The organism is Solitalea koreensis, assembly GCF_900182575.1.
Taxonomy (GTDB): Bacteria; Bacteroidota; Bacteroidia; order Sphingobacteriales; family Sphingobacteriaceae; genus Solitalea; species Solitalea koreensis.
Genome location: NZ_FXSZ01000005.1, coordinates 38,408 through 62,236, shown reverse-complemented (window position 1 = coordinate 62,236; position 23,829 = coordinate 38,408). Strand labels below are relative to the sequence as shown.

General features: G+C 38.9%; 18 protein-coding genes. 10 read left to right on the top strand and 8 right to left on the bottom strand.

Translation table 11 applies throughout. The features are described 5' to 3' along the window. The first annotated feature begins 5 nt into the window (after positions 1–5). The 4 genes from FN756_RS09165 to FN756_RS09150 all read left to right on the top strand — a co-directional run bounded on the left by FN756_RS09165 (position 6) and on the right by FN756_RS09150 (position 5,843). Positions 6–3,182, top strand: a complete 3,177-nt coding sequence (locus FN756_RS09165) for an efflux RND transporter permease subunit (RefSeq protein ID WP_142603558.1) — start codon at positions 6–8, stop codon at positions 3,180–3,182. 42 nt (positions 3,183–3,224) lie between these two features. Beyond that, positions 3,225–4,184, top strand: a complete 960-nt coding sequence (locus FN756_RS09160; protein WP_142603556.1) for a DnaJ C-terminal domain-containing protein — start codon at positions 3,225–3,227, stop codon at positions 4,182–4,184. A gap of 74 nt (positions 4,185–4,258) precedes the next feature. After that, positions 4,259–5,248, top strand: a complete 990-nt coding sequence (locus tag FN756_RS09155) for an aldo/keto reductase (RefSeq protein ID WP_142603554.1) — start codon at positions 4,259–4,261, stop codon at positions 5,246–5,248. Positions 5,249–5,372: 124 nt separating this feature from the next. Beyond that, positions 5,373–5,843: a hypothetical protein gene (locus tag FN756_RS09150; RefSeq protein WP_142603551.1), complete on the top strand. Its 471-nt coding sequence runs from the start codon at positions 5,373–5,375 to the stop codon at positions 5,841–5,843. Positions 5,844–5,997: 154 nt separating this feature from the next. On the opposite strand, the gene FN756_RS09145 is transcribed toward FN756_RS09150, so the two are convergent. The 5 genes from FN756_RS09145 to FN756_RS09130 all read right to left on the bottom strand — a co-directional run bounded on the left by FN756_RS09145 (position 5,998) and on the right by FN756_RS09130 (position 11,882). After that, complete coding sequence (locus FN756_RS09145) at positions 5,998–6,384, bottom strand: GerW family sporulation protein (protein ID WP_142603549.1); 387 nt, start codon at positions 6,382–6,384, stop codon at positions 5,998–6,000. Between the two features lie 24 nt (positions 6,385–6,408). Then, complete coding sequence (locus FN756_RS09140; protein ID WP_142603547.1) at positions 6,409–6,903, bottom strand: hypothetical protein; 495 nt, start codon at positions 6,901–6,903, stop codon at positions 6,409–6,411. 65 nt (positions 6,904–6,968) lie between these two features. After that, a complete protein-coding gene (locus FN756_RS14690) occupies positions 6,969–7,091 on the bottom strand; it encodes a hypothetical protein (RefSeq protein WP_262709401.1) in 123 nt (40 codons plus the stop codon). After that, entirely contained in the window at positions 7,085–7,390 is a 306-nt protein-coding gene (locus tag FN756_RS09135) for a hypothetical protein (protein WP_142603545.1), read from the bottom strand. Before FN756_RS09135 ends, FN756_RS14690 begins: the two co-directional genes overlap by 7 nt. A 52-nt stretch (positions 7,391–7,442) precedes the next feature. Beyond that, complete coding sequence (locus FN756_RS09130) at positions 7,443–11,882, bottom strand: DEAD/DEAH box helicase (RefSeq protein WP_142603543.1); 4,440 nt, start codon at positions 11,880–11,882, stop codon at positions 7,443–7,445. Positions 11,883–12,067: 185 nt separating this feature from the next. On the opposite strand from FN756_RS09130, the gene FN756_RS09125 reads away from it, so the two are divergent. Further along, positions 12,068–12,787 (top strand): head GIN domain-containing protein, encoded by a 720-nt coding sequence (locus FN756_RS09125; protein ID WP_185955238.1) that lies wholly within the window; start codon positions 12,068–12,070, stop codon positions 12,785–12,787. 89 nt (positions 12,788–12,876) lie between these two features. Here FN756_RS09125 and FN756_RS09120 read toward each other — a convergent pair whose 3' ends face one another. Beyond that, entirely contained in the window at positions 12,877–14,790 is a 1,914-nt protein-coding gene (locus FN756_RS09120; RefSeq protein ID WP_142603540.1) for a hypothetical protein, read from the bottom strand. Between the two features lie 291 nt (positions 14,791–15,081). On the opposite strand from FN756_RS09120, the gene FN756_RS09115 reads away from it, so the two are divergent. Both FN756_RS09115 and FN756_RS09110 read left to right on the top strand, forming a co-directional pair. After that, the gene (locus FN756_RS09115; protein ID WP_142603528.1) at positions 15,082–17,718 is read left to right on the top strand and encodes an AsmA family protein; all 2,637 of its coding nucleotides are present in this window, start codon (positions 15,082–15,084) and stop codon (positions 17,716–17,718) included. A 215-nt stretch (positions 17,719–17,933) separates the two neighbouring features. After that, positions 17,934–19,208, top strand: coding sequence for a DUF6600 domain-containing protein (locus FN756_RS09110; protein WP_142603526.1), 1,275 nt, complete (start codon positions 17,934–17,936; stop codon positions 19,206–19,208). Between the two features lie 111 nt (positions 19,209–19,319). Here FN756_RS09110 and FN756_RS09105 read toward each other — a convergent pair whose 3' ends face one another. After that, positions 19,320–20,429: a TlpA disulfide reductase family protein gene (locus FN756_RS09105; protein ID WP_142603524.1), complete on the bottom strand. Its 1,110-nt coding sequence runs from the start codon at positions 20,427–20,429 to the stop codon at positions 19,320–19,322. A 248-nt stretch (positions 20,430–20,677) separates the two neighbouring features. Next, positions 20,678–20,899, bottom strand: coding sequence for a hypothetical protein (locus FN756_RS09100; protein WP_142603522.1), 222 nt, complete (start codon positions 20,897–20,899; stop codon positions 20,678–20,680). A gap of 446 nt (positions 20,900–21,345) precedes the next feature. On the opposite strand from FN756_RS09100, the gene FN756_RS09095 reads away from it, so the two are divergent. The 3 genes from FN756_RS09095 (at position 21,346) to FN756_RS09085 (ending at position 23,802) form a co-directional block, all read left to right on the top strand. Then, positions 21,346–21,987, top strand: a complete 642-nt coding sequence (locus FN756_RS09095) for an NUDIX hydrolase (protein ID WP_142603520.1) — start codon at positions 21,346–21,348, stop codon at positions 21,985–21,987. Between the two features lie 104 nt (positions 21,988–22,091). Further along, the gene (gene mdh / locus FN756_RS09090) at positions 22,092–23,030 is read left to right on the top strand and encodes a malate dehydrogenase (protein WP_142603518.1); all 939 of its coding nucleotides are present in this window, start codon (positions 22,092–22,094) and stop codon (positions 23,028–23,030) included. Positions 23,031–23,337: 307 nt separating this feature from the next. Beyond that, complete coding sequence (locus FN756_RS09085; protein ID WP_142603516.1) at positions 23,338–23,802, top strand: retropepsin-like aspartic protease; 465 nt, start codon at positions 23,338–23,340, stop codon at positions 23,800–23,802. Positions 23,803–23,829 lie beyond the last annotated feature (27 nt).

Sequence of the window (23,829 nt, the reverse complement as noted above, 5' to 3'; positions counted from 1 at the left end):
AAAACATGATCGCAGATACCTTTATAAAACGACCGGTAACCGCCATAGTAATATCCATCGTAATTGTATTGGTAGGGTTGTTGGCGCTCCTAAATTTGCCCGTGAGTCAATATCCTGATATTACTCCTCCTACGGTTAACGTCTCCGGGAATTTTACCGGGGCGGATGCACAAACGGTAGAACAGACCACTACTACTGCTATTGAAACGCAAATAAATGGCTCCCCTGGCATGTCGTATATATCAAGCAATAGTACAAGTGACGGCCGTTCTAACATCAGCGTAACCTTTAATGTTGGGACCAACATCGATATTGCCACCCTTGACGTACAAAACAGGGTAAGTGTAGCTACTCCTACCTTGCCTGAAGCCGTTCGACGTTTAGGATTATTGATTCGTAAGCGCAATCCGAGTATTTTAATGGTAATCTCCCTGTATTCACCCAACGGAACTCATGACGCCACCTTCCTGGGTAATTATGCCAATATCTTCTTAAAAGATGCCCTGTTACGGGTTGATGGAGTAGGTGATATTGCTTCATTTGGCGATGATTTTAGCATGCGGATTTGGTTACAACCTGATAAACTCGCCTCCTTAGGCATAACTACCAACGAGGCATTGAATGCCTTGCAAGAACAGAATCTTCAAGTGGCGGCCGGAAGTGTGGGCGGCTTACCTCAGAAAGCGAATCAACCTTTTGAATACACGGTTTATAGTAACAGTCGCTTAGCAAGCGAAGAAGAGTTCAGAAATATTATTATAAGAACTCAACCACAAAATGGCTCCATAGTATATCTGAAAGATGTGGCCAGAATTGAGTTAGGAAAGTTTTTTTATGGGAATAGGGCTTTTGTAAATGGGAAAAGCGCTGCTTTTTTGTTGGTTTATCAAACTCCGGGAAGCAACGCACTTAACACCGCAGAAGGTGTTATTACCGCCCTTGAACAAATAAAAAAAACGTTTCCTAAAGATGTTGAATACCTTATTCCATTTGAGACGGTTAGTGTAGTAAAAGTTTCCATTTCAGAAGTGGTGCATACCTTGGTAATTGCACTTATTCTGGTAATATTAGTGGTATTCTTGTTCCTGCAAAACTGGAGAGCTACATTGATTCCGATTCTGGCAATCCCGGTGTCCATAATCGGGACCTTTGCCTTTTTTATTCCCCTGGGTTTTACGGTTAATACACTTACTTTATTTGCGTTTGTACTGGCCATCGGTATTGTTGTTGACGATGCCATCGTGGTAGTGGAGGCCGTTCAGCATAACATGGATAAAGAAAAAATGTCGGCAAGAAATGCTACTATCAAAGCCATGAAAGATATTTCCGGCCCTGTTGTAGCCATAGCTTTAATATTGGCTGCTGTTTTTGTTCCGGTCGGCTTTATTCCGGGTATTGTCGGAAAACTCTATCAGCAGTTTGCCATAACAATTGCAGTATCCGTTTTAATCTCAGCCTTTGTAGCTTTATCGCTTACTCCTGCATTGTGCTTATTACTTTTAAAACCTACTGATCCGAAGAAACATTCGGGCATACGGTTTATGGACAGCTTCTTCAACGCTTTTAACAGATTTTTTAATCGGACAGCTTTAAAGTATACCATTGGGGTTCGAAAATGGATTAAAGGAGCTCCTTACGTAATAATTCTATTAGCTTGTATTTGTATAGCCTTATTCTTTCTATTTAAAACCAAGCCTACCGGCTTTATTCCTACAGAAGATGAAGGCCGTTTATACCTTACCTATGAACTTCCGGAAGCTACTTCTACCAGTCAAAATTTAAAAGTACTGCATACCATCATGAATACAGTAGCCAACATTAAAGCTGTAAAAGGTTTTGGTGCCGTGGCAGGTCTCAACGTAGTGAGTTTCTCAACCAAATCGAACAGTGGCACGCTGTTTATATCACTTAAACATTGGGATGAACGAAAAGATAAATCAGAGCAGATATATGGAGTAATCACTGAAATTCAACAAAAACTATCCTCTTTATTATCGGCAAATATTATTGCAATTCCCCCGCCCGCTATTCCAGGTTTGGGTGCAACGGCAGGTTTTACACTTGAGCTCCAGCAAAAAGAAAGTACTGATGACATTCAAACCTTTGAACGTATTGCCAGAAATTTTCTGGAAGAAGCCAATAAACGACCTGAAATAGGCAGGGCTTTCTCCTTTTTCACAAGCCATACGCCTGGTTATGAAATTAATATCGACAGAGAAAAAGCGAAAAAACTCGGCATCGCTTTAACAGATGTTTATGGTACATTATCTACTTTTTTAGGGAGCAGTTATGTAAATGATTTTAATATTTATGGTCGTAATTTTAGAGTAATGGCGCAAGCGGATAGTAATTACAGGGGAGATATTAAAAACCTTGCAAACTATTACGTACGGAACAGTGCCGGAGAAATGCTTCCTTTAAGCACAGTCATTTCTACAAAAGTGGTGGAGAACCCGGTATTGATTTCACACTTTAACCTTTTCAGAACAATCGAAATAAATGGGGAGCCTAAACAGGGATTCAGTAGCGGACAGGCTCTGCAGGCACTGCAAGAAGTTGCCGACAAAACACTTCCGGCAGGTTACGGATATGAATTTTCTGGCTTGAGCCGACAAGAGTTAGCAGCAGGTTCAACCACCATTTACATTTTCGCCCTATCAATTGTGTTTGTATTTTTATTCCTTGCAGCCTTGTATGAAAGCTGGTCGGTCCCCTTCTCGGTATTATTTGCCGTTCCGGTAGGTGCTTTTGGGGCTATTCTTATGCTTAGTTTTTTCCCAGGCATAACCAACAATATTTATGCTCAAATAGGATTGATAACCTTGATTGGCCTGGCTGCCAAAAACGCTATCCTGATTGTGGAATTTGCCAAAGTTCGTGTCGACAGCGGAACGGAGCTTATCCCTGCAACCTTAGATGCCGTAAGAATACGTCTGCGTCCAATTATCATGACTTCTCTTGCATTCATCTTTGGAGTTTTGCCCCTTGCCGTTGCTTCTGGTGCCGGTGCTGTTGCCCGTCAAACCATCGGTCGTACCGTAATTGGGGGAATGTTGACGGCTACCTCATTAGCTATTTTCATTGTTCCGGTATTGTTTGTAATCATCACTCGCTTTGCTTACGGGAAAAAACAATTAGAAGAACTAAAACATAAAGGAGGTAACGACAAGAGTCATTCATAGTGGTTATCTTTAATTAATAAACTGATCATCTCATTTGTTCACATGAACTATAAAGATTATTATAAAATACTGGGTGTTGAGAAAAATGCAGATGAAAGCACCATTAAGAAAGCATACCGGAAACTGGCGATTAAATACCATCCCGATAAAAATCCGAATGATAAATCTGCAGAAGAAAAATTTAAAGAAATAAGTGAAGCCTATGCAGTATTGAGTGATAAGACAAAAAGGCAGAAATACGATCAGTTTGGTGAGAATTGGAAAAGTTACGAACAACAGCATCAAGGCAAAACCGATGAATTCGATTGGTCGAAATGGAGAAACTCAGGAGGCGGAGGCCAAACCCGGTATAGTTTTGAAACTGATTATGGTGATATGTTCGGTGGAGCTCCCGGAGGAACAAGTTTTTCTGACTTTTTTGAAACACTATTCGGCGGCCGTGGTGGAGGAGCTGGTTATCGGCCTCAACGAAATATTAAAGGTCAGGACCTTACTGCTGAAATGCAAATCACACTTGAAGAGGCCTTTCATGGCAGCACGCGCCAAGTTCATGTTAATGGCTCCGTATTAAATATTAAACTTAAGCCGGGCTTAATCGACGGGCAAGTAATTCGTTTAAAGGGCAAAGGCATGCAAAGTCCTTATGGAGGAGAATATGGCAACCTATTAATTACCATACACGTTGCCAAACACCTCCGGTTTGAATTAAAAGAAAAAGATTTACATTGTGAAGTTCCGGTTGATTTATTTACTGCCGTTCTTGGCGGCAAACTAACTGTTGACACCCTCGGAACATCGGTGAACATCACCATTCCTGAAGGAACCAATAGTGGCAAAACTTTTCGTTTAAAAGGATTAGGGTTTCCGGATTATGACCATCCCACCAACCGTGGCAATCTGTATGTTAAAACGGTTATTCACGTACCTCAAAAATTATCGCAGAAAGAAAAAGAGTTGTTTAATGAATTAGCCCTGCTACACAAAAACAATCAGAGTAAATAGATATCTTAAATCATCAAACAGTATCTCTTTTAGGCTGTTAATAACCATATTATTCCTCCTATTTAAAATCATTTATGAAAACAAAAGCATTGGGAAGTCAGGGAGTCATGACCTCAGAATTGGGGCTGGGATGCATGGGCATGAGTGATTTCTATGGCAGCCATGACAATGAAAGCTCACTCAAAACCCTGAAACGCGCTTATGAATTGGGCGTTACGTTTTGGGATACATCTGATATGTACGGACCTTACCTTAATGAAGAATTATTAGCCAAAGCATTGAAAGGAATCCGGGAGCATATTACAGTTGCTACAAAATTTGGCATTATTCGCTATCCCGATGAGCCAATGAAACGTGGAACAAACGGAAAACCTGAGTACGTGCAATCCGCCTGCGAAGCAAGTTTGAAAAGATTACAGATTGATACAATTGATCTATACTACCTCCATCGCAAGGATCCTGCAACTCCCATTGAAGTAACGGTGGAAGCTATGGGTAAATTGGTACAACAAGGAAAAGTTCGTGGTTTAGGGCTTTCAGAAGTTTCAGTAACAACATTACGAAAGGCGCATGCAGTGCATCCAATTACAGCCGTTCAAAGTGAATACTCATTATGGAGCCGTGAACCTGAAGACGGATTATTGCAAACCTGCAAAGAGTTAGGTATTGCTGTTGTGCCTTATAGCCCTTTGGGCAGAGGTTTTTTAACCGGACAAATAAAGCGTTTTGAAGATTTTGAGGAGAATGATTCCCGGCGCTTAATGCCGCGCTTTCAAGGAGAAAACTTTAATAAGAACTTCGAATTGGTTTATAAAGTAGAAGCATTGGCAAAAGAAAAAGGATGCAAACCCTCACAGTTAGCGTTGGCTTGGGTACTTGCTCAGGGAGAGTACATTTTCCCTATTCCAGGCACTAAACACATCAAATACCTCGAAGAAAATGTTGCTGCCTTGGATGTAAAACTTACTGCTGAGGATTTGGAAGCCATCAATGCTATAGCCCCTAAAGGAGTGGCATCCGGCGAACGCTACGCCGAGGCGGCCATGAAGCTTGTAAATCAGTAGCGGTTTTTATCATCTAGTACCATCCCGCACAATTAATTTTTTTGATCTTTTTAAATTCTTTAGCGTTTTCATCTCCTTTTCATCTTCGCGGTTTAGAATTGTCTAAACAAAAAAATCTTTAGATATGAAAAAGCTCTTTTTATTATTTGTATTTGCTTGTGGAATGATGGTTCAAGCGAATGCGCAGGTTTCAGTAAATGTAAGTTTTGGCACCCCTCCTATGCGTAGACCGGTTGCTCATACCCAGGTACGCTATTATTACCTACCCGATATTTACTCCTATTATGATGCTTTTAATGGCGAGTTTATTTATAACGACGGACGTGCCTGGGTTAGAATGTCATCGTTGCCACGTTGTTACCGCGATTACAACCTGAATTCTGCCTATAAAGTAGTCCTCGAATATAATGGTGACAGACCATATGCTTATTATTCAAGTCATAGTAGAAGTTATCCTTGTCGCTATCAAGGCCCTCGTCAGGTATCAGTTCGGGAGTACAGTTACAATCATTGCGATGATGAATGCAAATATTATAAGAAACATAAACATCACAAGGACAACGATGAACGTGAATATTATGGATATAATGATTAATAAGGATTTTTGAAGAAGTTAAAAAAAACAATAAAAGAGGCGCGATAAATTATCGCGCCTCTTTTTATTCCCTGTAAAGAGACTTCGTGACACTTTCTCATGGTAATTTTATCTAAGCCGCTACTAGGAAATGCCTCAATCGTGCAATCGCCTATCAAAAGGTGGTTTCCGAATCTGTTTGTTTTTTCTTATTCATAAATTTCTCAAGTAGCTCAGGTAGTTTTTCAAATGCAGCTCCCAAACCTGTACTCGAATGTGTGGGAATAAAAGAAATCTGATCTGCACGTGCAACCAAAAAACCAATAGGCGCTACACCCATACCGCCACCGCCACCCGAACCTCCGCCCTCCCCTTTTCCTTTGTTGGGTGCATCTCCATGACCTTCACCTCCGCCATAGCCAAGCCCTATTCCAAATTTAATGACTGGCACACAGCTAAATTCGCCCAATTGAAACGGTTGTCCAACAACGGTTTCTGTTTTAGCTTCTGTTTTCAAAAAATCAATAAGCTGTTTTACGGTTTCTTCAAGATTAATTGCCATGATTTTTAGAATTAATAGACCATTTTACTTTATCCATGCATATAGTATTCGCCAAGCTGAGTTTCTGACTATAACCACCAGGTAATTTCCATCCATGAAATTGATATAAAGATGACGTCTTGTATACGGGGCATAATTTAAAGGATAGAGCCATGCATTTTTAATATAGTCCCCTGAGTCAATCGCTAGCTGCCATTTTGCTATCCGGAAACTTTTAAACAGGCGTAAAAGAAAAGATAAATCATTCTTTGTCCTCTTCTTTTTTCTAATTCTAACAGTACGCTTTTTTGGCTTTCTTTCTGCAAAAATCAATTTTTCCAATGCCCAGTTATGATGAAAAAAAACAATACGAAGATCTAATTGCCATTCTTCTTTTTCATAAATCATCATGACCTTACCTATACCTATCCATCGCATTGCAATTACCGGAACTCGGCTATCAATTTCTAATTCAAGAGGTAAGAATAAGAGCCCGCATAGTATCAAAATAACAAGGGCAACAATTATAATCCATATCATCTTTAAAATTGTCATTTTCTATAGGGAAAAAAGATGACCATTGTCAGTAAGGCTAATGAGATTAATTATGCGCAGGCATTACATACCTTTCCTCTTCCTTCCCCTATCGTTTTTTCTGCATAGTCAAATTCAGTTGATCCAATTTCTTGCAATTCATTTTCAGTCAATTCTTCTTCTGGATTTAACATGTAATCATCCTCTTCCGTTGAGTCAGCAACAAGTTCTTTACTTGTTCCGATTTTCCAATATCCTGTTGAAGGATTTGTTGCAAGACCTTTTGAAGCTTTCGTAATGCCTTTTTTATTGGGCCGATGTAATTAACTCCATTGGGTTTCAAGCCTCCATTAGAAAGATGAAAATCTAAAACATTTTCTACAATTGTTTTTCGTTCAACAATTTTCCCCTCGAATAACCTCAGAATGATATTCTCTGCTATTAGGGCAGTAATTGGAATCCCCTTAAACTTATATTCTTCGGACTCTTGCATAGCTTTAAATTATTAAAATCATATTTAAATTATCTGCCTACCACTAGTACGTTTAATACACCCCCTTACCCAAATACTTACGGAGTTTAGGAGATATAGTGCGAAGTACTAATGCATTTTTTAAGATCCATTTTTTCTCATCATCTACTTCAACCAAATAATGAATTTCTTTGGCTTCCAAATAAGCAACCGGAATTCCATCCTGGTAAAGAATGCGGTTTCCGGTAAAAGCAGAAATTCGTTTACCTGGGGTTAAAATACCCGTTAAATTCAATGGATCGGCGGCACTGATGGAAATCAACTGATCGTGTTTGCTATCTGCATTTTCTGCTCTCGCTTTTCGGCTATTCCGCAATTCAACGATGGCTTCGGGCAAAGCAAACTGTTCTCCCCAAACGCCTTCCACAAATCGTCCTCCCCTTATTTGTCCGCGAGCTTCCAAAGTTCGAAATACCCGAACCAAGTCCCGCCACGGTGGCGCCAGGTTTTCACGTTCGGCCAATTTCCTGAATACGCAGCCATATCTTCTCAATAAAGCCCAGACTATCATTTCAATATTTTCCTGAGAAGTGCTTTGACTATTTCCAGAAGGATACAAAAGCGACCAGCGACCCGCATAATTCATGGAAAACACTCCGGAGTTGCGTTTACTACCCCCCTGAGTCTTGTATTTATCGGGCACTAGTAAAGCACGCATTCCGGTAAACGAATCGGAAGTAACGAGGCAGGAACTTATCAATTCCCCAATAGCGTCTTCGGCTTGTGAAGGAAAAAGTTTGGTTTTTTGAACGAGATCATCAAAAAACGATGCACCTTGCAGTTGCAGTACATTCAACACGTTTGATGCATTTGGTGTAAGATTAACCAACGGTGTTTCAGAAATGAATTCTACATTTTTCCATGCATTCAGGTTATTTCTGCGCACAAAAGTGATTGGCGTAGTTTTAATTGGACTAATGGATTTCTTTTCTTTTTCTATAGAAGCCGACAAGGATGGACGAAAGCGCCCCCAGACTATTTTACCCGAAATACAAAGTACATCCAACCACAAATAATCATAATCGGCAACACGAGCCGGAAGAATATCGCCTTCCCAGGCAGCAGCAGGAGCTTCGAAACCTTCCAGTTTTTGAAGAATTTGTTCCAATGCCTCCGGACCCTGAGCCTGGTTATCCGGTTCCATTTGGTGCCAGGTAAACAGAAACCGCATGAAATCCGCAGCCGAAACAGGTTTAATTTCACTCCTAAGTTTTTGAATGTTATAACGATGAATGCGTGCCAGCAATCTGCGTTCGCACCATTCTTCAACCCTATCATCGGTATTGCTAAAATCACCTCTAAACACAAATCCCTCATTCTCTAACCTATATAAAGAAGCATTGATGTCACTAACAGGAAGTCCCATCAAATTGGCCAATACTTCTGCCATAACCGGCCCCATGATTTCCAAGCGACCGCGAACGAGCTCTGTTAAAGGATCTTTATCTGGATCAATATTTTGCAGCAAGCGTTCTGGAATATTGACCTGATGCTGCAAATTATTCTTTGGATAAATCTTCTGAATAAAAGGTAAACGCTCTGTGGCAATCCACAGGCTACGTTGCTTATCAATAACTAATGCCGTTGCCCGGTGCGTTTCAATCAGTTCTTCAAAATATGAATTCCAGTTATTTTCTCTTCCCTCCTTACCGGTAATGAAGCCCGAAAGCAGCAATGCATCGTGTAGTTCATCAGCATTAGTTGCTTCGGGCCAGGCTTCTTTTTTTACAGCTTCAATAGCCATTACATCCAACTTTCCAATATCAATTAATTCGGCAGGAGAAAGCCAGCGTCTGTTTTTAACGGCCTGTGTTCTGCGTTCTTCAAGTGGAGCATCATCCAAAAATGCATACGGCCGAGCATTCAATATTTCATGAGCAAGTGGCGATGGTTCTTTCAGATCTCTTGCCACCAACATAATTTCATTGTTTTTTATTTTTTCGAGAAGCGTTTCCAAACCCTCGATATCCATGGCTTCATATAGGCAATCGTGAATGGTTTGATTTACCAACGGATGATCGGGCACTTCCCTATCTCCTGCAATATTTTCCAAACAAGCCAACTGATCGGGAAACACATGAGCAACCAGATCTTCGGATTGCATGCGCTGAAGTTGAGCAGGCACTTTACGATCGGCTCTTCTTCTCACCACCGCCAAAGCGCGTGAGGCATTCCAACGCCATCGAATACCAAACATTGGAGCATCCAGCATGGCCTGAATTAAAATCTCCCGGACAGTTTTTGAATTGAGATAATTAAAAACCTCTTCTAACGGAAAACTATGCGTTGAGCCTAATGAAAGGATAATTGCATCGTCATTGGCCGCTGCCTGTAATTCAAAATTAAAATTACGACAGAAACGTTTCCGTAAGGCCAACCCCCAGGCCTTGTTCAACCGGTTTCCAAATGGTGCATGAATCACCAAATGCATATCTCCAGCTTCATCAAAAAAACGTTCCATCACAATGGTATTTTGCGAGGGCATTACTTTCAATGCCGCCTTAGAGGCAGCCAGATAAGTAACCAATTGATCGGCAGCTTCTAGAGCAACGCCTTTTTCGTTCACTAACCAATCAACCGCTTTCTTTTTCCATTCTCCATCCTGACTATTCTCGTCAAAGTCATATTCCAAGGCATCCAGATTTCCCAGCCTTTCCGAAATATCTTCACGCAAACGCGACACGGCCAAGGAAAGTTCGGCCGTTCTACCCGGCGCTTCACCGAGCCAAAAAGGAATATTAGGAGGTTGTCCCGCAGCGTCAGCCACACGAACCTTACCATTTTCTACCCTCAGAATTTTCCAGGAATTATTCCCCAGTTGAAAGATATCTCCCGGTATGCTTTCAATAGCAAAGTCTTCATTCAATGTTCCCAAAAAGATATTCTCCGGTTCCAGCATTACATCGTATTCGAAATTATCGGGTATAGCTCCTCCCGACATGATCGCGGTTAAACGTGCCCCTTTCCGCGCTTTGATCTGTTCGTTTATAATATCATGATAAATATAAGCTGATGTTCTTCCGCGCCTGCTTGTAAAACCTTCTGAAAGCATTGTAATTACGTCCTCAAATTCCTTACGGGTAAGATCACGATATGGGTATGCTTTTTTTACCAAGGCAAACAACGCTTCTTCTGTATAATCCTTGCAAGCTGCTTCGGCTATGATTTGCTGCGCCAGAATGTCGAGCGGTTTTTCAGGCATTATGATCCTGTCCAGTTCGCCACGATGAATCGCATCCATAATTGCCACGCATTCCACCAATTCATCACAAGTAAGCGGAAAGAGTTTACCTTTTGGAGTTTTATCAACGCTATGTCCCGACCGGCCAACCCGCTGTAGAAAAGCTGCAATAGAGCGTGAAGATCCGATCTGGCAAACCAAATCTATGGAGCCCACATCAATTCCCAACTCCATTGAGGCAGTAGCCACCAAGGCCTTTAAATTTCCTGATTTTAGTTTTTGCTCAGCTTCAAACCGTTGATCTTTCGACATGCTTCCGTGATGAGCCAGCACATAACCCGGACCAAGACGTTCATTCAGATTGTGCGATAAACGTTCGGCAAGCCTTCGGGTATTTACAAAAATCAGTGTAGTTTGATGACTTTGGATCAGTTCGATGAGCTTATCGTAAATCTCGGTCCAAACTTCATTAGCCATTACGGCGGTAAGTGGTGAGCGGGGAATTTCTATTGAGAGATCACGTTTACGTGAATGACCTGTATCAATGATTTTGCAATTCATCGAACCATCAGCCGAATTTCCAGCCAGAAAACGAGCCACTTGTTCCACCGGTTTTTGCGTTGCAGAAAGACCAATTCGATGGAGATTAACTTCCCTGCGTCCCTCTCCTGCCTCTCCTTCGGAAGTGGGGTATTTGATCAATGCTTCCAGGCGTTCGACGGAAAGGGATAAATGTGATCCGCGTTTATCACCTACTAATGCATGAATTTCGTCTATAATTAACGTGTGAACCGTACTTAGCATTTTGCGGCCATTCACGCTGGTAAGCAACAGATATAATGATTCGGGAGTGGTTACCAATATATGCGGCGGATGTTTGAGCATGTGCGCTCTATCGGTCATCGGAGTATCACCGGTTCGCACCATTACTTCTATATCGACATCCGGTAATCCTAAGAATTTCAATTCTTCTTTGATTCCGCTCAGTGGAGCTTGTAAGTTGCGTTCAATATCATTGCTTAAGGCTTTCAACGGAGAAACATATACCACCTGCGTACCCGGCACTAATTTACCTTCAATCCCTTGACACACCAGTTCGTCAATTGCTGAAAGAAATGCAGCCAGTGTTTTACCGGAACCGGTTGGAGCAGCAATCAGCGTGTTCTCGGAAGACTTGATTGCTTCCCAAGCCTGTAATTGAACATCTGTTGGAGCCTGAAAACTTTTTTCAAACCAAGTGCTTACTACCTTATGGAATAAACTCATTGACATGTATCAAATAAATGATAAGAAACTCAAGATCAAAGAATAAAACTACAAATAAAGCATTTGGTTTTGTCAGCCAGCCTGCGAAATAAGTGCCTTTCCTACAATTCAATGCATTGATGATCTTTCTCTATACTTCGATGCAACGTTTCCATCATTTTCTTTATCTTATATCAAAAAATCAACGTGTTATGAAAATCAAAAAAGTTTTTTATTCAATTATTGGCCTGGCTATAATAAGCATAGCCTTATTTTCGTTTATACCTACTGCAAAACAAGATGCAGGTAATAAACGTAGCGTTTCGGGATTCAATGGTATCTCGCTTGGCGGCCCCTTTAAAGTGTTTGTTAAGGTTGGCCATACCGAATCATTGCGCATTGAAGCAGATGATGATGCCTTAAAAGAGATCTCGACAGAAGTTAAAAACAGTACGCTGCATATAAAGCAAAAAGAGAATTTAAAATTTTGGGGTCAGAACAAAAAGGCCAATATTTACGTAACTGTAAAAAAACTCGACAATATTTCCGTAAGTGGGTCGGGCTCATTAAAAGTTGAAGACCCCATAAAAACGGATAAAATGGAACTCTTAGTGAGTGGTTCTGGCACTATATCTTTGCCCATAACAGCAAAAGAAGTAGGAAGTGCAATCAGCGGGTCAGGAACGATTCACGTGTCAGGTTCGGCGGCTAACTCCAACATTAAAATAAGCGGATCAGGCACATTTAAAGGCTTGGATCTAAAAACGAACAAAACAACGGTTACGTTAAGCGGATCGGGTGGTGCGGATGTGTATGCAGATGAAGAGTTATCTGCAACCATCAGTGGATCTGGCAATGTAAATTATAAAGGCAACGCAAAAACAACAAATACGACAACCAGTGGTTCAGGTAAAATAAAAAAAATTGAATAATTTTATAGATAAGAAAACCTTCTTCAGTGGGCGAAGAAGGTTTTTTAAACATCATTAACAACACCAACAACTCTTTAATTATTTAATAATTAAAGAGTTACATAAGTAGATCTTCCTGCAACAATATCATCAATTGCCTTTTGCTCGGTTGCCGTTAAGGTTGTAGGAGTTGTTTTCCCTTGATACGGTAAATTAAAATCAAGATAGTAGCCATACTGCGGCACTCCTGTAATATTTAGCAATTCTCCTGGCCATTCATCATATTCTAGCTGACGTATAGAGGTTATTTTTTCATTTGGAGTTAAATCACAGGATCCCATTCTAAATAATTTCATATAGGTACTATTTTGTACCAAATCCCATCCTGTACCGCCATTTTGACGCCAAACATTGTTGGGCTGGTGGATTGTATCATAAAAACCTATTTTCGAAACTACACTTGGAATGTCAGGCATGATACTTTTCATATAAATAACCGCATTAAAAGACCCAGGGGACCCCCCATTGTAACTATAAACAAAAATATAGACAGGACCGGTTTTACCCAAATGAGCAGAAACTGAGTATGTTGAACTACTAACAGCGAGTTTATATTCACCTACGTACCAACCTATGCCGTCAGCTGGCTCATAAGTTGCTGATATTTTTTTTCGATTCGTAACCTTAATTTCAGGATAGTTATAAACTATATCAAACGTAAATGCTTTCTTATCTTTAATAACATCGCTTTGAGCCGTAATTTTTAAAACATCTCCTATAGCAGCTGTTTTCAATTTAATATTAGGATCAGAAATATTTTCAATCGTAATCAGATTGGCCGGGCTGTTTCGAACTTCTTCTACGGAGGTGGTCGGTATACCATTATCCACTGGAATCATTTTAGGGTCACTAGAAAACCATGACTTTATGGAATTAACGATATTAACCACTGTGTTATAAGCAGATGTCGCACGATTCGTGACTAAAACAATATTTTTAAAAAACTCATTTGAGCTCGTTTGATCAGCAATTGAAACTCCTTGGTAAGCGGAACTTACTTTAAATGAACGTTGTTGGTTAGTTTTGAAAACAATCTCGCTATTTTGAACAGCTAAGGCTTCAACAGTTTTTGTACTATTAACAGATCCAACATAAAGAGTTATAAGATCCAGCACCTTCTTATTTTGTCCACTATACGTCAGCAATATGCGTTTATAAGCTACTGCTTTTTTAAAAATATAAAAAGAAGCGCCTAAACCCGCCACCCCCAAAACCTGGGTAACCCCAGTAGGAGAAGCACAAAAATTAGCTGAAACAATTAAAACTGAATATGATTTTATTGCCATTGCAACATAAGCAATAACACCCGCTCTATATTCCTGATCAGAATTAATGGCCGTTGGAATATCAAAAACACCTTGTGTACTTAAATTATTTCCATTTTTACCTAGATATGCCTTATCACCAAGTGCGGATAGATCAAATTTTATTTTTTCAAGAGAAAATGCTAATTCCTGCTTCTCAGCGGTTGTCAAAGCTGCATATTTTTGCATGAAAGTTTCTTTAAACACGTTCAGTGTATAGGCATCTTCTGCATTAGAAACATCTTTGATGGCTTCATCAAGTTTTGTTAAGTAATCATCCTTAACCTGGTCAGGATTTGCAATTGGTGCATAAGGAGTAATAGTAAGTGTTGGTTTTTCATCAATACCTAATATTTTAAAATCCAAACTAATTTCTCCTGCTGGGATATAAGGCACAACGAATACTGCGGTTTTATCATCCACTTTCGATAGTAAAACCTTCTTGTCACCGATCATAATATCCCAAGAGGGTTTATCAAGTGTTACCGCTGTGGTAACCGTTACAAGATCACCGGGAGTAACTGAAGTTTTATCAAGAAGGATAACATACCCAGGATCATCAGGATCTATATTTTCTCCTTTTTTACATGATACTGGTAATACAAATATTAACAACGTAATTAATGTGCTTAATTTTAGTGTGAGTATAATTTTTTGCATACTTTTAAATTTGAATAATATTAAATTGTTATTGAAAATAAAATTGGACTTTTTATCCTTCATCTTCTTTTATAATTGACCATCGATATAAAAACTGAAAAAAAATAAAAATAAATAATAATTTTCAGGTTAAAAACTATGATTATTAAATAATTACATAATACCTACACGAATTTTCAGAACTCAAAAAATTAATTCTTTCATATTTTTTTGCTATTCCAACTAATACCTCAGTTTTATAACTTAGGTGCAAAATCAAATCGAATTTAATCTTACCCAAAAAGCTCAATTATGCTCAAAAAAGTACTAATAACCATTACCATCGTTTTGGTGGTATTGTTGGCTGCGGCCGTAAGTGTTCCTTTTCTTTTCAAGGATAAAATTATGACGAAAGTTAAATCGTCTATCAACGAAAAGGTAAATGCTAAAGTTGACTTTAAAGAACTTGATATTACCTTAATCAGCTCATTTCCTGATTTAGGAGTAAAATTAAATAACCTTAACGTTATTGGCATTGATAGCTTTGCAACCGATACGCTGGCAAATATTGAGCAGTTACAACTGAACATAAACCTGATGACAGTCATAAAAGGCGAAACTTATGAAATTAAATCGATTGAGTTAGAGAAGCCTGTTATCAATGTTCATGTATTAAAAAGCGGAAAAGCGAACTGGAACATTGCTAAAGTAGATACATCATCAAAGCCTGCCGAAAGCGCAAGCGTATTTAAAGCTGCTTTGAAAAAATATAGCGTTAACGAAGGAAAAGTAATTTACAACGATGAATCATTAGGCTTCTATATGGATATTGAGAACCTGAATCATACCGGCAAAGGTGATTTTACTCAGGATTTATTTGTATTAGATACTAAATCGGATATTGAGAAATTAACCGTAAAATATGGAGGCATTCCGTATCTGAACCAGGCAAAGGTTTATGCTGACCTTCCTATTGAAATGGATATGAAGCAGATGAAATTTACCTTGAAAGAAAATGAAATTAAGTTGAATGAATTACTGCTTTCATTTGTAGGAAGTTTGGGTATGCCTAATGCTAGCGATATGGCATTCGATTTTAAACTCGATGCAAAGAAATCTGACCTTAAAAACTTCCTTTCTTTAATTCCTGCTATTTACGCTCAAAACTTTAAAGACCTTCAGGCGTCGGGTAAGTTTGAAATGAACGGCTGGACCAAAGGTATTTACAACGCCAAATCACTTCCTGCTTTCAATGTAAATCTGGTTGTTGAAAACGGTAAAATAAAATATCCGTCATTGCCTTCAGCAATCAATAATATTCAGGTAAAAACGAATATCAGTAATCCTGACGGAATAATTGATCATACGGTTATTAACATTCCTGCATTTCATTTAGCTTTCGGTCAGGAACCGATTGATGGTAAATTAATGATTAAAAATCCGGTTTCGGATCCATTTGTCGATATGGCTATTAAGGGTAAAATCGATTTAAAACAGATGACCACCATTATGCCATTAAAAGACATGCAATTAAGCGGTGCTCTTAATGCGGATCTTCAAGCAAACGGTCGCAAATCATCCATCGATAAAGAAAAGTATGAAGAATTTAAGGCTGCCGGACAGATATTGGTTTCTAATTTCAATTATTCGGGAGCGAATGTTCCAAAACCGGTAAGCATTCCACAAGCAACTTTAACTTTTAATCCTAAAAACATTACCTTGGGCAATCTGGTGGCGAAAGTTGGCAAAAGTGATTTTCAGGCCAACGGCTCCATCAATAATTACCTTGGTTTCGTTTTCAAAAAGAATGAAGCCTTAAAAGGTGATTTTACTGTTTCTTCTTCATTAGTCGACGTAAATGAATTAATGGGTCCAGCCACAGCTGAAACTAAAAATGATACCACAAAATTATCGGTTATTGAAGTTCCAGGTAATATTGATTTTACCATGAACGCAAAAGCGGGCCGTGTTTTATATGATAACATGGATATTCAAAATGCCCACGGCGCCTTAGTTATTAAAGACAAAACGGTGTTTTTCAAAAACATGGGTATAAACATGTTGGATGCAGCGGTTACCATGAACGGTTCATACGCAACCACTGATCCTAAAAAACCAAAAGTTGATATTGATTTCGGTATTGAGAAAATGAATATTCAGAAAGCCTTCGCTACTTTCAATACCATTAAAATGCTTGCTCCTATTGCTCAGTATACATCCGGTACGTTTTCAACCAAACTTAAATTCAATTCTGATCTCGGACAAGATATGATGCCCGTACTTTCATCGATTAATGCTGAAGGTTTAACCGATATTATTCAGGCGGTTGTACAAGGGTTTGAGCCTTTAAATAAACTTTCACTAGTATTAAACACCGATAAACTTAAAAAACTGGAAATCAGTAATTTGCTAACCAAATTTAAAATTAGCGAAGGCCGATTACAGGTGGCTCCTTTTGATATTAAAAAAGGTGATTTCGCGATGAATGTACAAGGCTCCAACGGTTTTGACAAAAGCATGGATTATCTATTAGCCATGAATGTACCTCGCAGCCTTATGGGCGGGCAAGCAAACGCATTGGTAAATTCCCTAGTATCACAATTCAATACCAAAGCAAAAACAAACGTGTCAGTGGGTGATGTTGTGAAAGTAAATGCATTACTTGGCGGTACTATCATGAAGCCTACCATTAAACTTCAATTGGGAGGCAGCTCTTCTTCACCAGCAACAAGCGGACAAACTTTACTGAGCCAGGCTATTGATGATAAAAAAGCTGAATTAGAATCAAAAGCCAAAGATGAACTGGCCAAAGCCGAAGAAAAAGCTAAACAAGAAATTCAGGCACAACAACAAAAAATGCAGGAAATGGCCAAACAAAAAGCCGATTCTATAAAGAAACAAACGGAAGAAAAAGTAAAGAACAAACTAAAAGGTCTATTCGGCCAATAATTATTATTCATGGATCGCAAAGAGGCTGTTTCTGGTTTGAAACAGCCTCTTTTGTTTTAAAAATTGATACGCTTTATTTTAGCTCGCTTCGCTCTTACCTTACTTAAACCAAAGGGTAATAAAAATTTATTTCTCATCAGATACAACCATTACCGTTTTATATCGTCTTATTTAAAGAAACCCGGTTACAAACCGCTAAAAAAAGAGAGGGCTTTATGAACATTATTAAAACGTTTTTAGCTAGTCTATTTGTTGCAGCAGGACTTACATCGTGTGTCACAACCTCAAGTGTTGCTACAACTCACCCACAGAATTTTCAAAATTACAATGACGTTAATTATCAGGTTTTTTATGATGAATTGAGTCCGTACGGCCGTTGGATTATGGACGACCAATATGGTTATGTTTGGGCTCCTAATGAAGGTCCTGAGTTTATGCCTTACCGTTCAAATGGTCATTGGGTATACACTGACATCGGTTGGACCTGGGCATCGGATTATAAATGGGGATGGGCGGCATTTCACTATGGGCGCTGGAAATTAGATAACTATTATGGTTGGGTTTGGATTCCAGGTAATGAATGGGCTCCTGCTTGGGTAGCCTGGAGCTCATCACCAGATTATTATGGTTGGGCACCATTAGAACCGGAATGGAATGTCAACGTGTCTATCAATATTGGCCGTATTCCTAGTAATTACTGGGTATTTGTACCTCCTCAATACATTACCAATGTAGGCTGGAATCGTTATTCAGTTCCTACATACCGGAATGTTACCATCGTCAGAAATGTTACGATAATCAATAACACAAATGTGTACCATAACACTCGCTTTGTTTGCGGCCCTCGACCTGATGAATTGGGAAGACATACTGGTTATGCAATTCGTCCGATGGTTATCAGAGAAAGTTCTCGTCCAATTCCTGTATCAGTGCAGGAAGGAGCATTATGTATCTATCGTCCTAATGTAGATGCAAAACCAGGAAATGCGAGACCAAACACAACGATTAATCGCCCTAGACCAGGCTCAGAATCAGGCAATTCTCGTCCTTATTACCCAGGTAATCAAAATGGGGATCCTCGTCAGCGCCCTGAATATGCAAATGGCAATCAAAACAGAGAGGTTCGTCAGCGTTGGGAATATCCACAGGATAGAAATATGAATCCAAATGAACAACATGGAAACGACCGGACAGAAACAGATAACAAGCAAAAACCGCAACATAATCCAAATAGCAACAATGATGCACCCAATGTAGATCGTACACGTCCATCAGAGCGTCCCGACTACAATCGAGAACCAAGGCCGAATTACACAACCAAAGATAGTCCATTGAATGAAAGGCCAAAAAACGAACGTCAATCGGAACCTAGAATAGAAAAAGTTAGCACTGAACGTTCAGCTCCAACTTATGAACGCTGGGAACGTATGCGGCCTACCAACAATGGTTCTTCTAATGAATCACACGGAAGACCTAGAAACAGAAGCTAAGTTTTTCAAAAGAAAAAAGAATAGCTCCTTGCCTAAAACTGGGAGCTATTTCTTTTATGCTAGTTCTTATAAATTAGGACTTAAAAGTTCAAATGAATGATTTTTAGAAATTCATTTAATTAATTCGTCGAGCTTTGTTAATAAATCATCTCCATGCAAATCCTTTGCTATAATTTTTCCATTGGGATCAATAAGATAATTAAAGGGTATCGAAGGGATATAGTATTGACGACATACCGTGTTGTCCCAGCCCTTTAGGTCGGATAAATGTGTCCAGCCTAAACCATCCTGATGTATCGCTTTGAGCCAATCATTCATTTTGTCATCCTGAGAAATACTTATAATAGCAAAATTCCTGTTTTTAAACTTTTCCATCGCCTTAGTTAAATTAGGGTTTTCATTTCTGCAAGGGATACACCAGGATGCCCAGAAATCAAGTAAAACGTATTTGCCGCTAAAACTTGCTAGGCTAATTCTATTATCTGCAGTATCAGTTTGGGAAAACTCAGGTGCTGTGGCGCCAACAAAAAGGCTGTCTATTCTATAAGCTATCACCTTAGCCCAACTATTGGTTTTGATAGCAGCGGGCATAGCCAGGTATATTTTTTTAAAATCTTCTTCAGGCATATAGGATATTTGATCGTATAGAATCTTAGTATTGATAAGAGAATTTGGATGGTCTTTTATCCAATTTAAACAATGGGTTAACTCCCGCTTATCAATAAGCTGCTTTAATTCTTCCAGCCTTTTTAAGTTATTCCTTGCTGCAACTATATCTATTTTGCGATTGCCTATCTGACGGTATTTGATATCCTCCTTGGCTTTAGAATAGGCTTCAAACAGACTATCTTTACTAAATTCAGCATAATAATTATTATATTCAACTGAAGCTAAGTTGCCAGCAACTGTTACTTTATTTAAAACCGAATCAATTATAGTGATTATTGCTTTTCCAGGTTCTAAAAAAACACTTTTACCATGCCCGTTTACCGATAAATAATATCGCTCCGCTCCGTTAGGGTTTAAGGAAAATGTAAAATTATGATTGCTAATTTTGGTGCTGTACAATTTCTTTAAAATCTGGGACTTAAATGGAGGTTCTTGCTCCAGTAAAACTTCGGTACCATCCATGAACATGGGGGCAGTTCCTTTTATAGTTAATCCGCTTTGTGAAAAGGCCCAGCATGGCATCAGGAATAATAGAGTATGGAGTAGTTTCATAGGTTTTAATTTGATTGTTCAATAAATAGATTGGGCTGTCTCAAAAGCAAAATTTATATATTTTTTGTTATGAAATTTATAATTAAAGATTAAATAAATAATTTTTTATTATTTTATTTAACTTAAAATGCCAAGCATTTTGAAATTTTAATAAAACAAAAGAGGCTGTCTCGACTTTTGAGACAGCCTCAAAAAAGTCCCTACAAATGCTTTACCATAGTGTTGGAAGGTAAGCCTGTGGGCCCCGTTTAATTACCATACAAACCACAGGTGTTGGATGGTAAGCCTGTTGTTATACAGGTCGCCTTATAACAATAGGGCCATTTAGGATCTTTGCAATCATTATCGCTATCACACTCACTGTCAGGACATCCACCACTACCTTCTCCTCCCAATACAAATTTCAATTGTTCTCTGGTAAGCACTTCAGTGCTCGCTAAATCAAGTTTTGTTAATGATAACTTTTTCATTTGTTTTTGTAGGTGCACATCTTGTAACTGCTCAATTTAGCGCTAAAATCCTTAAGGTCAATTCACCCAAATATTGTTACAGAATTCTGATCCAAAGTTGAGTCCATTAATAAATAACGTTGGCGTGAACTTCTCCTTTTCTATGTAATTCTTCATTTATTGTATATTTCGAGGAAAAAGAAGCCAAATCTTTATTCGGAGTGTAGTATCGTCTAGTTTTTTTGCATTAATGCCTTCTCTCAGGATTCTTCAAATGCTTCCTAAGTAAAACAATCCCTTTACCTGATAAAACTTTACTCTTTTTAAATGATCTTATAACTCGAAGATATTTCTTTCAGTCCGTTATTTTCGGACTGAACAAAAAAAGAATAAAAATTTTATCATGTTTCGCATTCCATCCTGTTCTTTTAGCATTCAACAACTACTTTAACTTCTTATCTTTAAATATGACCTTCACTCATCTTATCCATAAATTAGAAACTCGTCTTCAACAACCTTTGCCTGGCAAAAATGCCCATCTGCAAATGATTCCACAGTTGCGACTTCCTGATTATGACAAAGGCTATGATTTAAGCGATGCAAGAAAAAGCGGTGTGCTTATCTTGCTCTACCCTCATTTAAACGAAATCTATATCCCATTTATCCAAAGACCCGTTTATTCGGGAATTCACAGTGGACAAATTGGTTTACCCGGTGGAAAAATGGAACCTGAAGATCGTTCATTAATTCAAACAGCTCTGAGAGAAGCTAAGGAAGAAATCGGAATTGATCCTTCGAGAACGACTATCTTAGGAGAATTATCGGATGTTTATATCCCTCCCAGTAAGTTTTTAGTTAAAGTAGTTTTAGCATATGTAAACCACCGTCCAAGTTTTACACTGTACGTGAAAGAAGTAAATGAGCTGCTGGAAATAAAATTAACTGAATTGCTTGATGATACGATTATCTCAGAAAGATCAATAATTAACTCACAGGAACTTCAGTTCAATGCTCCATGTTATATTTTAAACGATAAAGTAATTTGGGGAGCAACTGCTATGATGTTAAGTGAACTACGATGGATTTTAAGAGAAATCGCCACCATCTAACTATTAGAAGAACTTTCAAATACTTTGCCCAATCCCTTCAAAACTTATTTCAGAAACTGCTATCTTCGTGGCACATATTGTATAACTCAAAACATTTAACAAATATGAAAATAACCGTAGTTGGTGCGGGAGCCGTTGGAGCTACCTGTGCAGACAACATCGCTCGCAAAGAGTTGGCTTCTGAAGTAGTTTTGCTGGATATTAAAGAAGGTTTTGCCGAAGGTAAAGCTATGGATATGATGCAAACTGCTACTCTTTTAGGCTTTGATACCAAGATAACTGGTTCTACCAACGATTACACCAAAACTGCCGGTTCTGATGTAGTAGTAATCACTTCAGGTTTGCCTCGTAAACCGGGAATGACTCGCGAAGAATTGATCGGAATCAATGCAGGAATCGTAAAAGGTGTTGCTGAAAATATCCTTAAACATTCACCAAACGCGATCTTCCTTATCATCTCTAATCCAATGGATACGATGACTTATCTAGCTTTCAAAGCTTTGGGTCTTCCTAAAAATCGCATTATTGGTATGGGTGGAGCCTTGGACTCATCACGCTTCAAATATTACTTGAGCCAGGCGATGAACTGTTCTCCTAACGAAATTCACGGTACTGTAGTTGGTGGTCACGGTGATACAACGATGATTCCTTTAACTCGTTTAGCTACTTATAATGGCACTCCGGTTTCTAACTACATCGATGCTGACACCTTGAAAAAAGTAGCAGCTGATACAATGGTTGGCGGTGCAACGCTTACAGGCTTATTGGGTACTTCAGCATGGTACGCTCCTGGAGCTGCAGGTGCAGCAATGGTTGAGGCAATTGTTCGCGATGAAAAACGTGTTTTTGCTTCAAGTGTTTATTTGGAAGGCGAATACGGTCAAAACGATATCTGCATGGGTGTCCCTGTAGTTGTTGGTAAAAATGGTTGGGAGAAAATCATTGACTTCAAACTAAACGAAGAAGAACAAGCGGCATTTGCTAAGAGTGCTGATGCAGTTCGTAACATGAACAACGTTTTAGTTGATATGAAACTGGTTTAATCTGAATTAAGCTGATAAATTTTATAAAAGGCGAACTTTCAAGTTCGCCTTTATCTTTTTACATACTTTTTTCACACAACTCTTGTTACAAAACAAGCATCTGACGGAAGAAGAGGAAGCGAAGTTCCTCTGTAGATAATCTTATAGAAGGCATCTTTTGTTTTGTTGTTGAGCTATATTGACACTTACACTTGTAAACGATGTTAAGACAAAAACTACAAGTAACACTTTTTGATCATGATTGTTAAACGAAAGCAAAAGTTAACAATTTTCTTTTGTTTCTTTGCTTAATTAGTTTCAACAATCCATGATCTTCAACCTTGCAACGTTAATTTCAAAAACCAAGTCATATAAACTCCCGCTGGATATTTTCAGTTTGGATGGAGATGGTTATCATCCCAAAATTGAAATTGAAGTAAATGGGGTGAAAATTAAAGCTATTCTTGACACAGGCGCTTCAAAAACAGCGTTCGATCATTCGATGCTGCAGGAAATCATCGACCCAGAAGTATTTCATGAAGAAGAAAAACTATCAACCGGCCTGGGCACCAACTCCATGCAATGTTTCCGCGCTACCATTAACCTGCAATTAGGCGATTTGCAAGTAGAAAACTTCGACGCCGCAGTACTTGATCTTTCACATATTAATACTGCTTATGAAAAGCTAGGATATGAAAAGGTAATCGGTGTAATAGGAAGCGACATTTTAGTAAAATACCGCGCGGTTATTGATTATGCTAATTCGACATTAACCCTAACGCAAACGGCCTAATTTAATCAGGACGTCAAACTTGTTCAA

What these genes read in the sequence shown, in the direction of transcription:
- mdh (WP_142603518.1), top strand. Translation starts at nt 22,092, where the DNA reads ATGAAAATAACCGTAGTTGGTGCGGGAGCCGTTGGAGCTACCTGTGCA.
- FN756_RS09100 (WP_142603522.1), bottom strand. Translation starts at nt 20,899, where the DNA reads ATGAAAAAGTTATCATTAACAAAACTTGATTTAGCGAGCACTGAAGTG.
- FN756_RS09140 (WP_142603547.1), bottom strand. Translation starts at nt 6,903, where the DNA reads ATGATATGGATTATAATTGTTGCCCTTGTTATTTTGATACTATGCGGG.
- FN756_RS09105 (WP_142603524.1), bottom strand. Translation starts at nt 20,429, where the DNA reads ATGAAACTACTCCATACTCTATTATTCCTGATGCCATGCTGGGCCTTT.
- FN756_RS09115 (WP_142603528.1), top strand. Translation starts at nt 15,082, where the DNA reads ATGCTCAAAAAAGTACTAATAACCATTACCATCGTTTTGGTGGTATTG.
- FN756_RS09130 (WP_142603543.1), bottom strand. Translation starts at nt 11,882, where the DNA reads ATGTCAATGAGTTTATTCCATAAGGTAGTAAGCACTTGGTTTGAAAAA.
- FN756_RS09135 (WP_142603545.1), bottom strand. Translation starts at nt 7,390, where the DNA reads ATGCAAGAGTCCGAAGAATATAAGTTTAAGGGGATTCCAATTACTGCC.
- FN756_RS09155 (WP_142603554.1), top strand. Translation starts at nt 4,259, where the DNA reads ATGAAAACAAAAGCATTGGGAAGTCAGGGAGTCATGACCTCAGAATTG.
- FN756_RS09150 (WP_142603551.1), top strand. Translation starts at nt 5,373, where the DNA reads ATGAAAAAGCTCTTTTTATTATTTGTATTTGCTTGTGGAATGATGGTT.
- FN756_RS14690 (WP_262709401.1), bottom strand. Translation starts at nt 7,091, where the DNA reads ATGTTAAATCCAGAAGAAGAATTGACTGAAAATGAATTGCAAGAAATT.
- FN756_RS09085 (WP_142603516.1), top strand. Translation starts at nt 23,338, where the DNA reads ATGATCTTCAACCTTGCAACGTTAATTTCAAAAACCAAGTCATATAAA.
- FN756_RS09125 (WP_185955238.1), top strand. Translation starts at nt 12,068, where the DNA reads ATGAAAATCAAAAAAGTTTTTTATTCAATTATTGGCCTGGCTATAATA.
- FN756_RS09095 (WP_142603520.1), top strand. Translation starts at nt 21,346, where the DNA reads ATGACCTTCACTCATCTTATCCATAAATTAGAAACTCGTCTTCAACAA.
- FN756_RS09165 (WP_142603558.1), top strand. Translation starts at nt 6, where the DNA reads ATGATCGCAGATACCTTTATAAAACGACCGGTAACCGCCATAGTAATA.
- FN756_RS09110 (WP_142603526.1), top strand. Translation starts at nt 17,934, where the DNA reads ATGAACATTATTAAAACGTTTTTAGCTAGTCTATTTGTTGCAGCAGGA.
- FN756_RS09120 (WP_142603540.1), bottom strand. Translation starts at nt 14,790, where the DNA reads ATGCAAAAAATTATACTCACACTAAAATTAAGCACATTAATTACGTTG.
- FN756_RS09145 (WP_142603549.1), bottom strand. Translation starts at nt 6,384, where the DNA reads ATGGCAATTAATCTTGAAGAAACCGTAAAACAGCTTATTGATTTTTTG.
- FN756_RS09160 (WP_142603556.1), top strand. Translation starts at nt 3,225, where the DNA reads ATGAACTATAAAGATTATTATAAAATACTGGGTGTTGAGAAAAATGCA.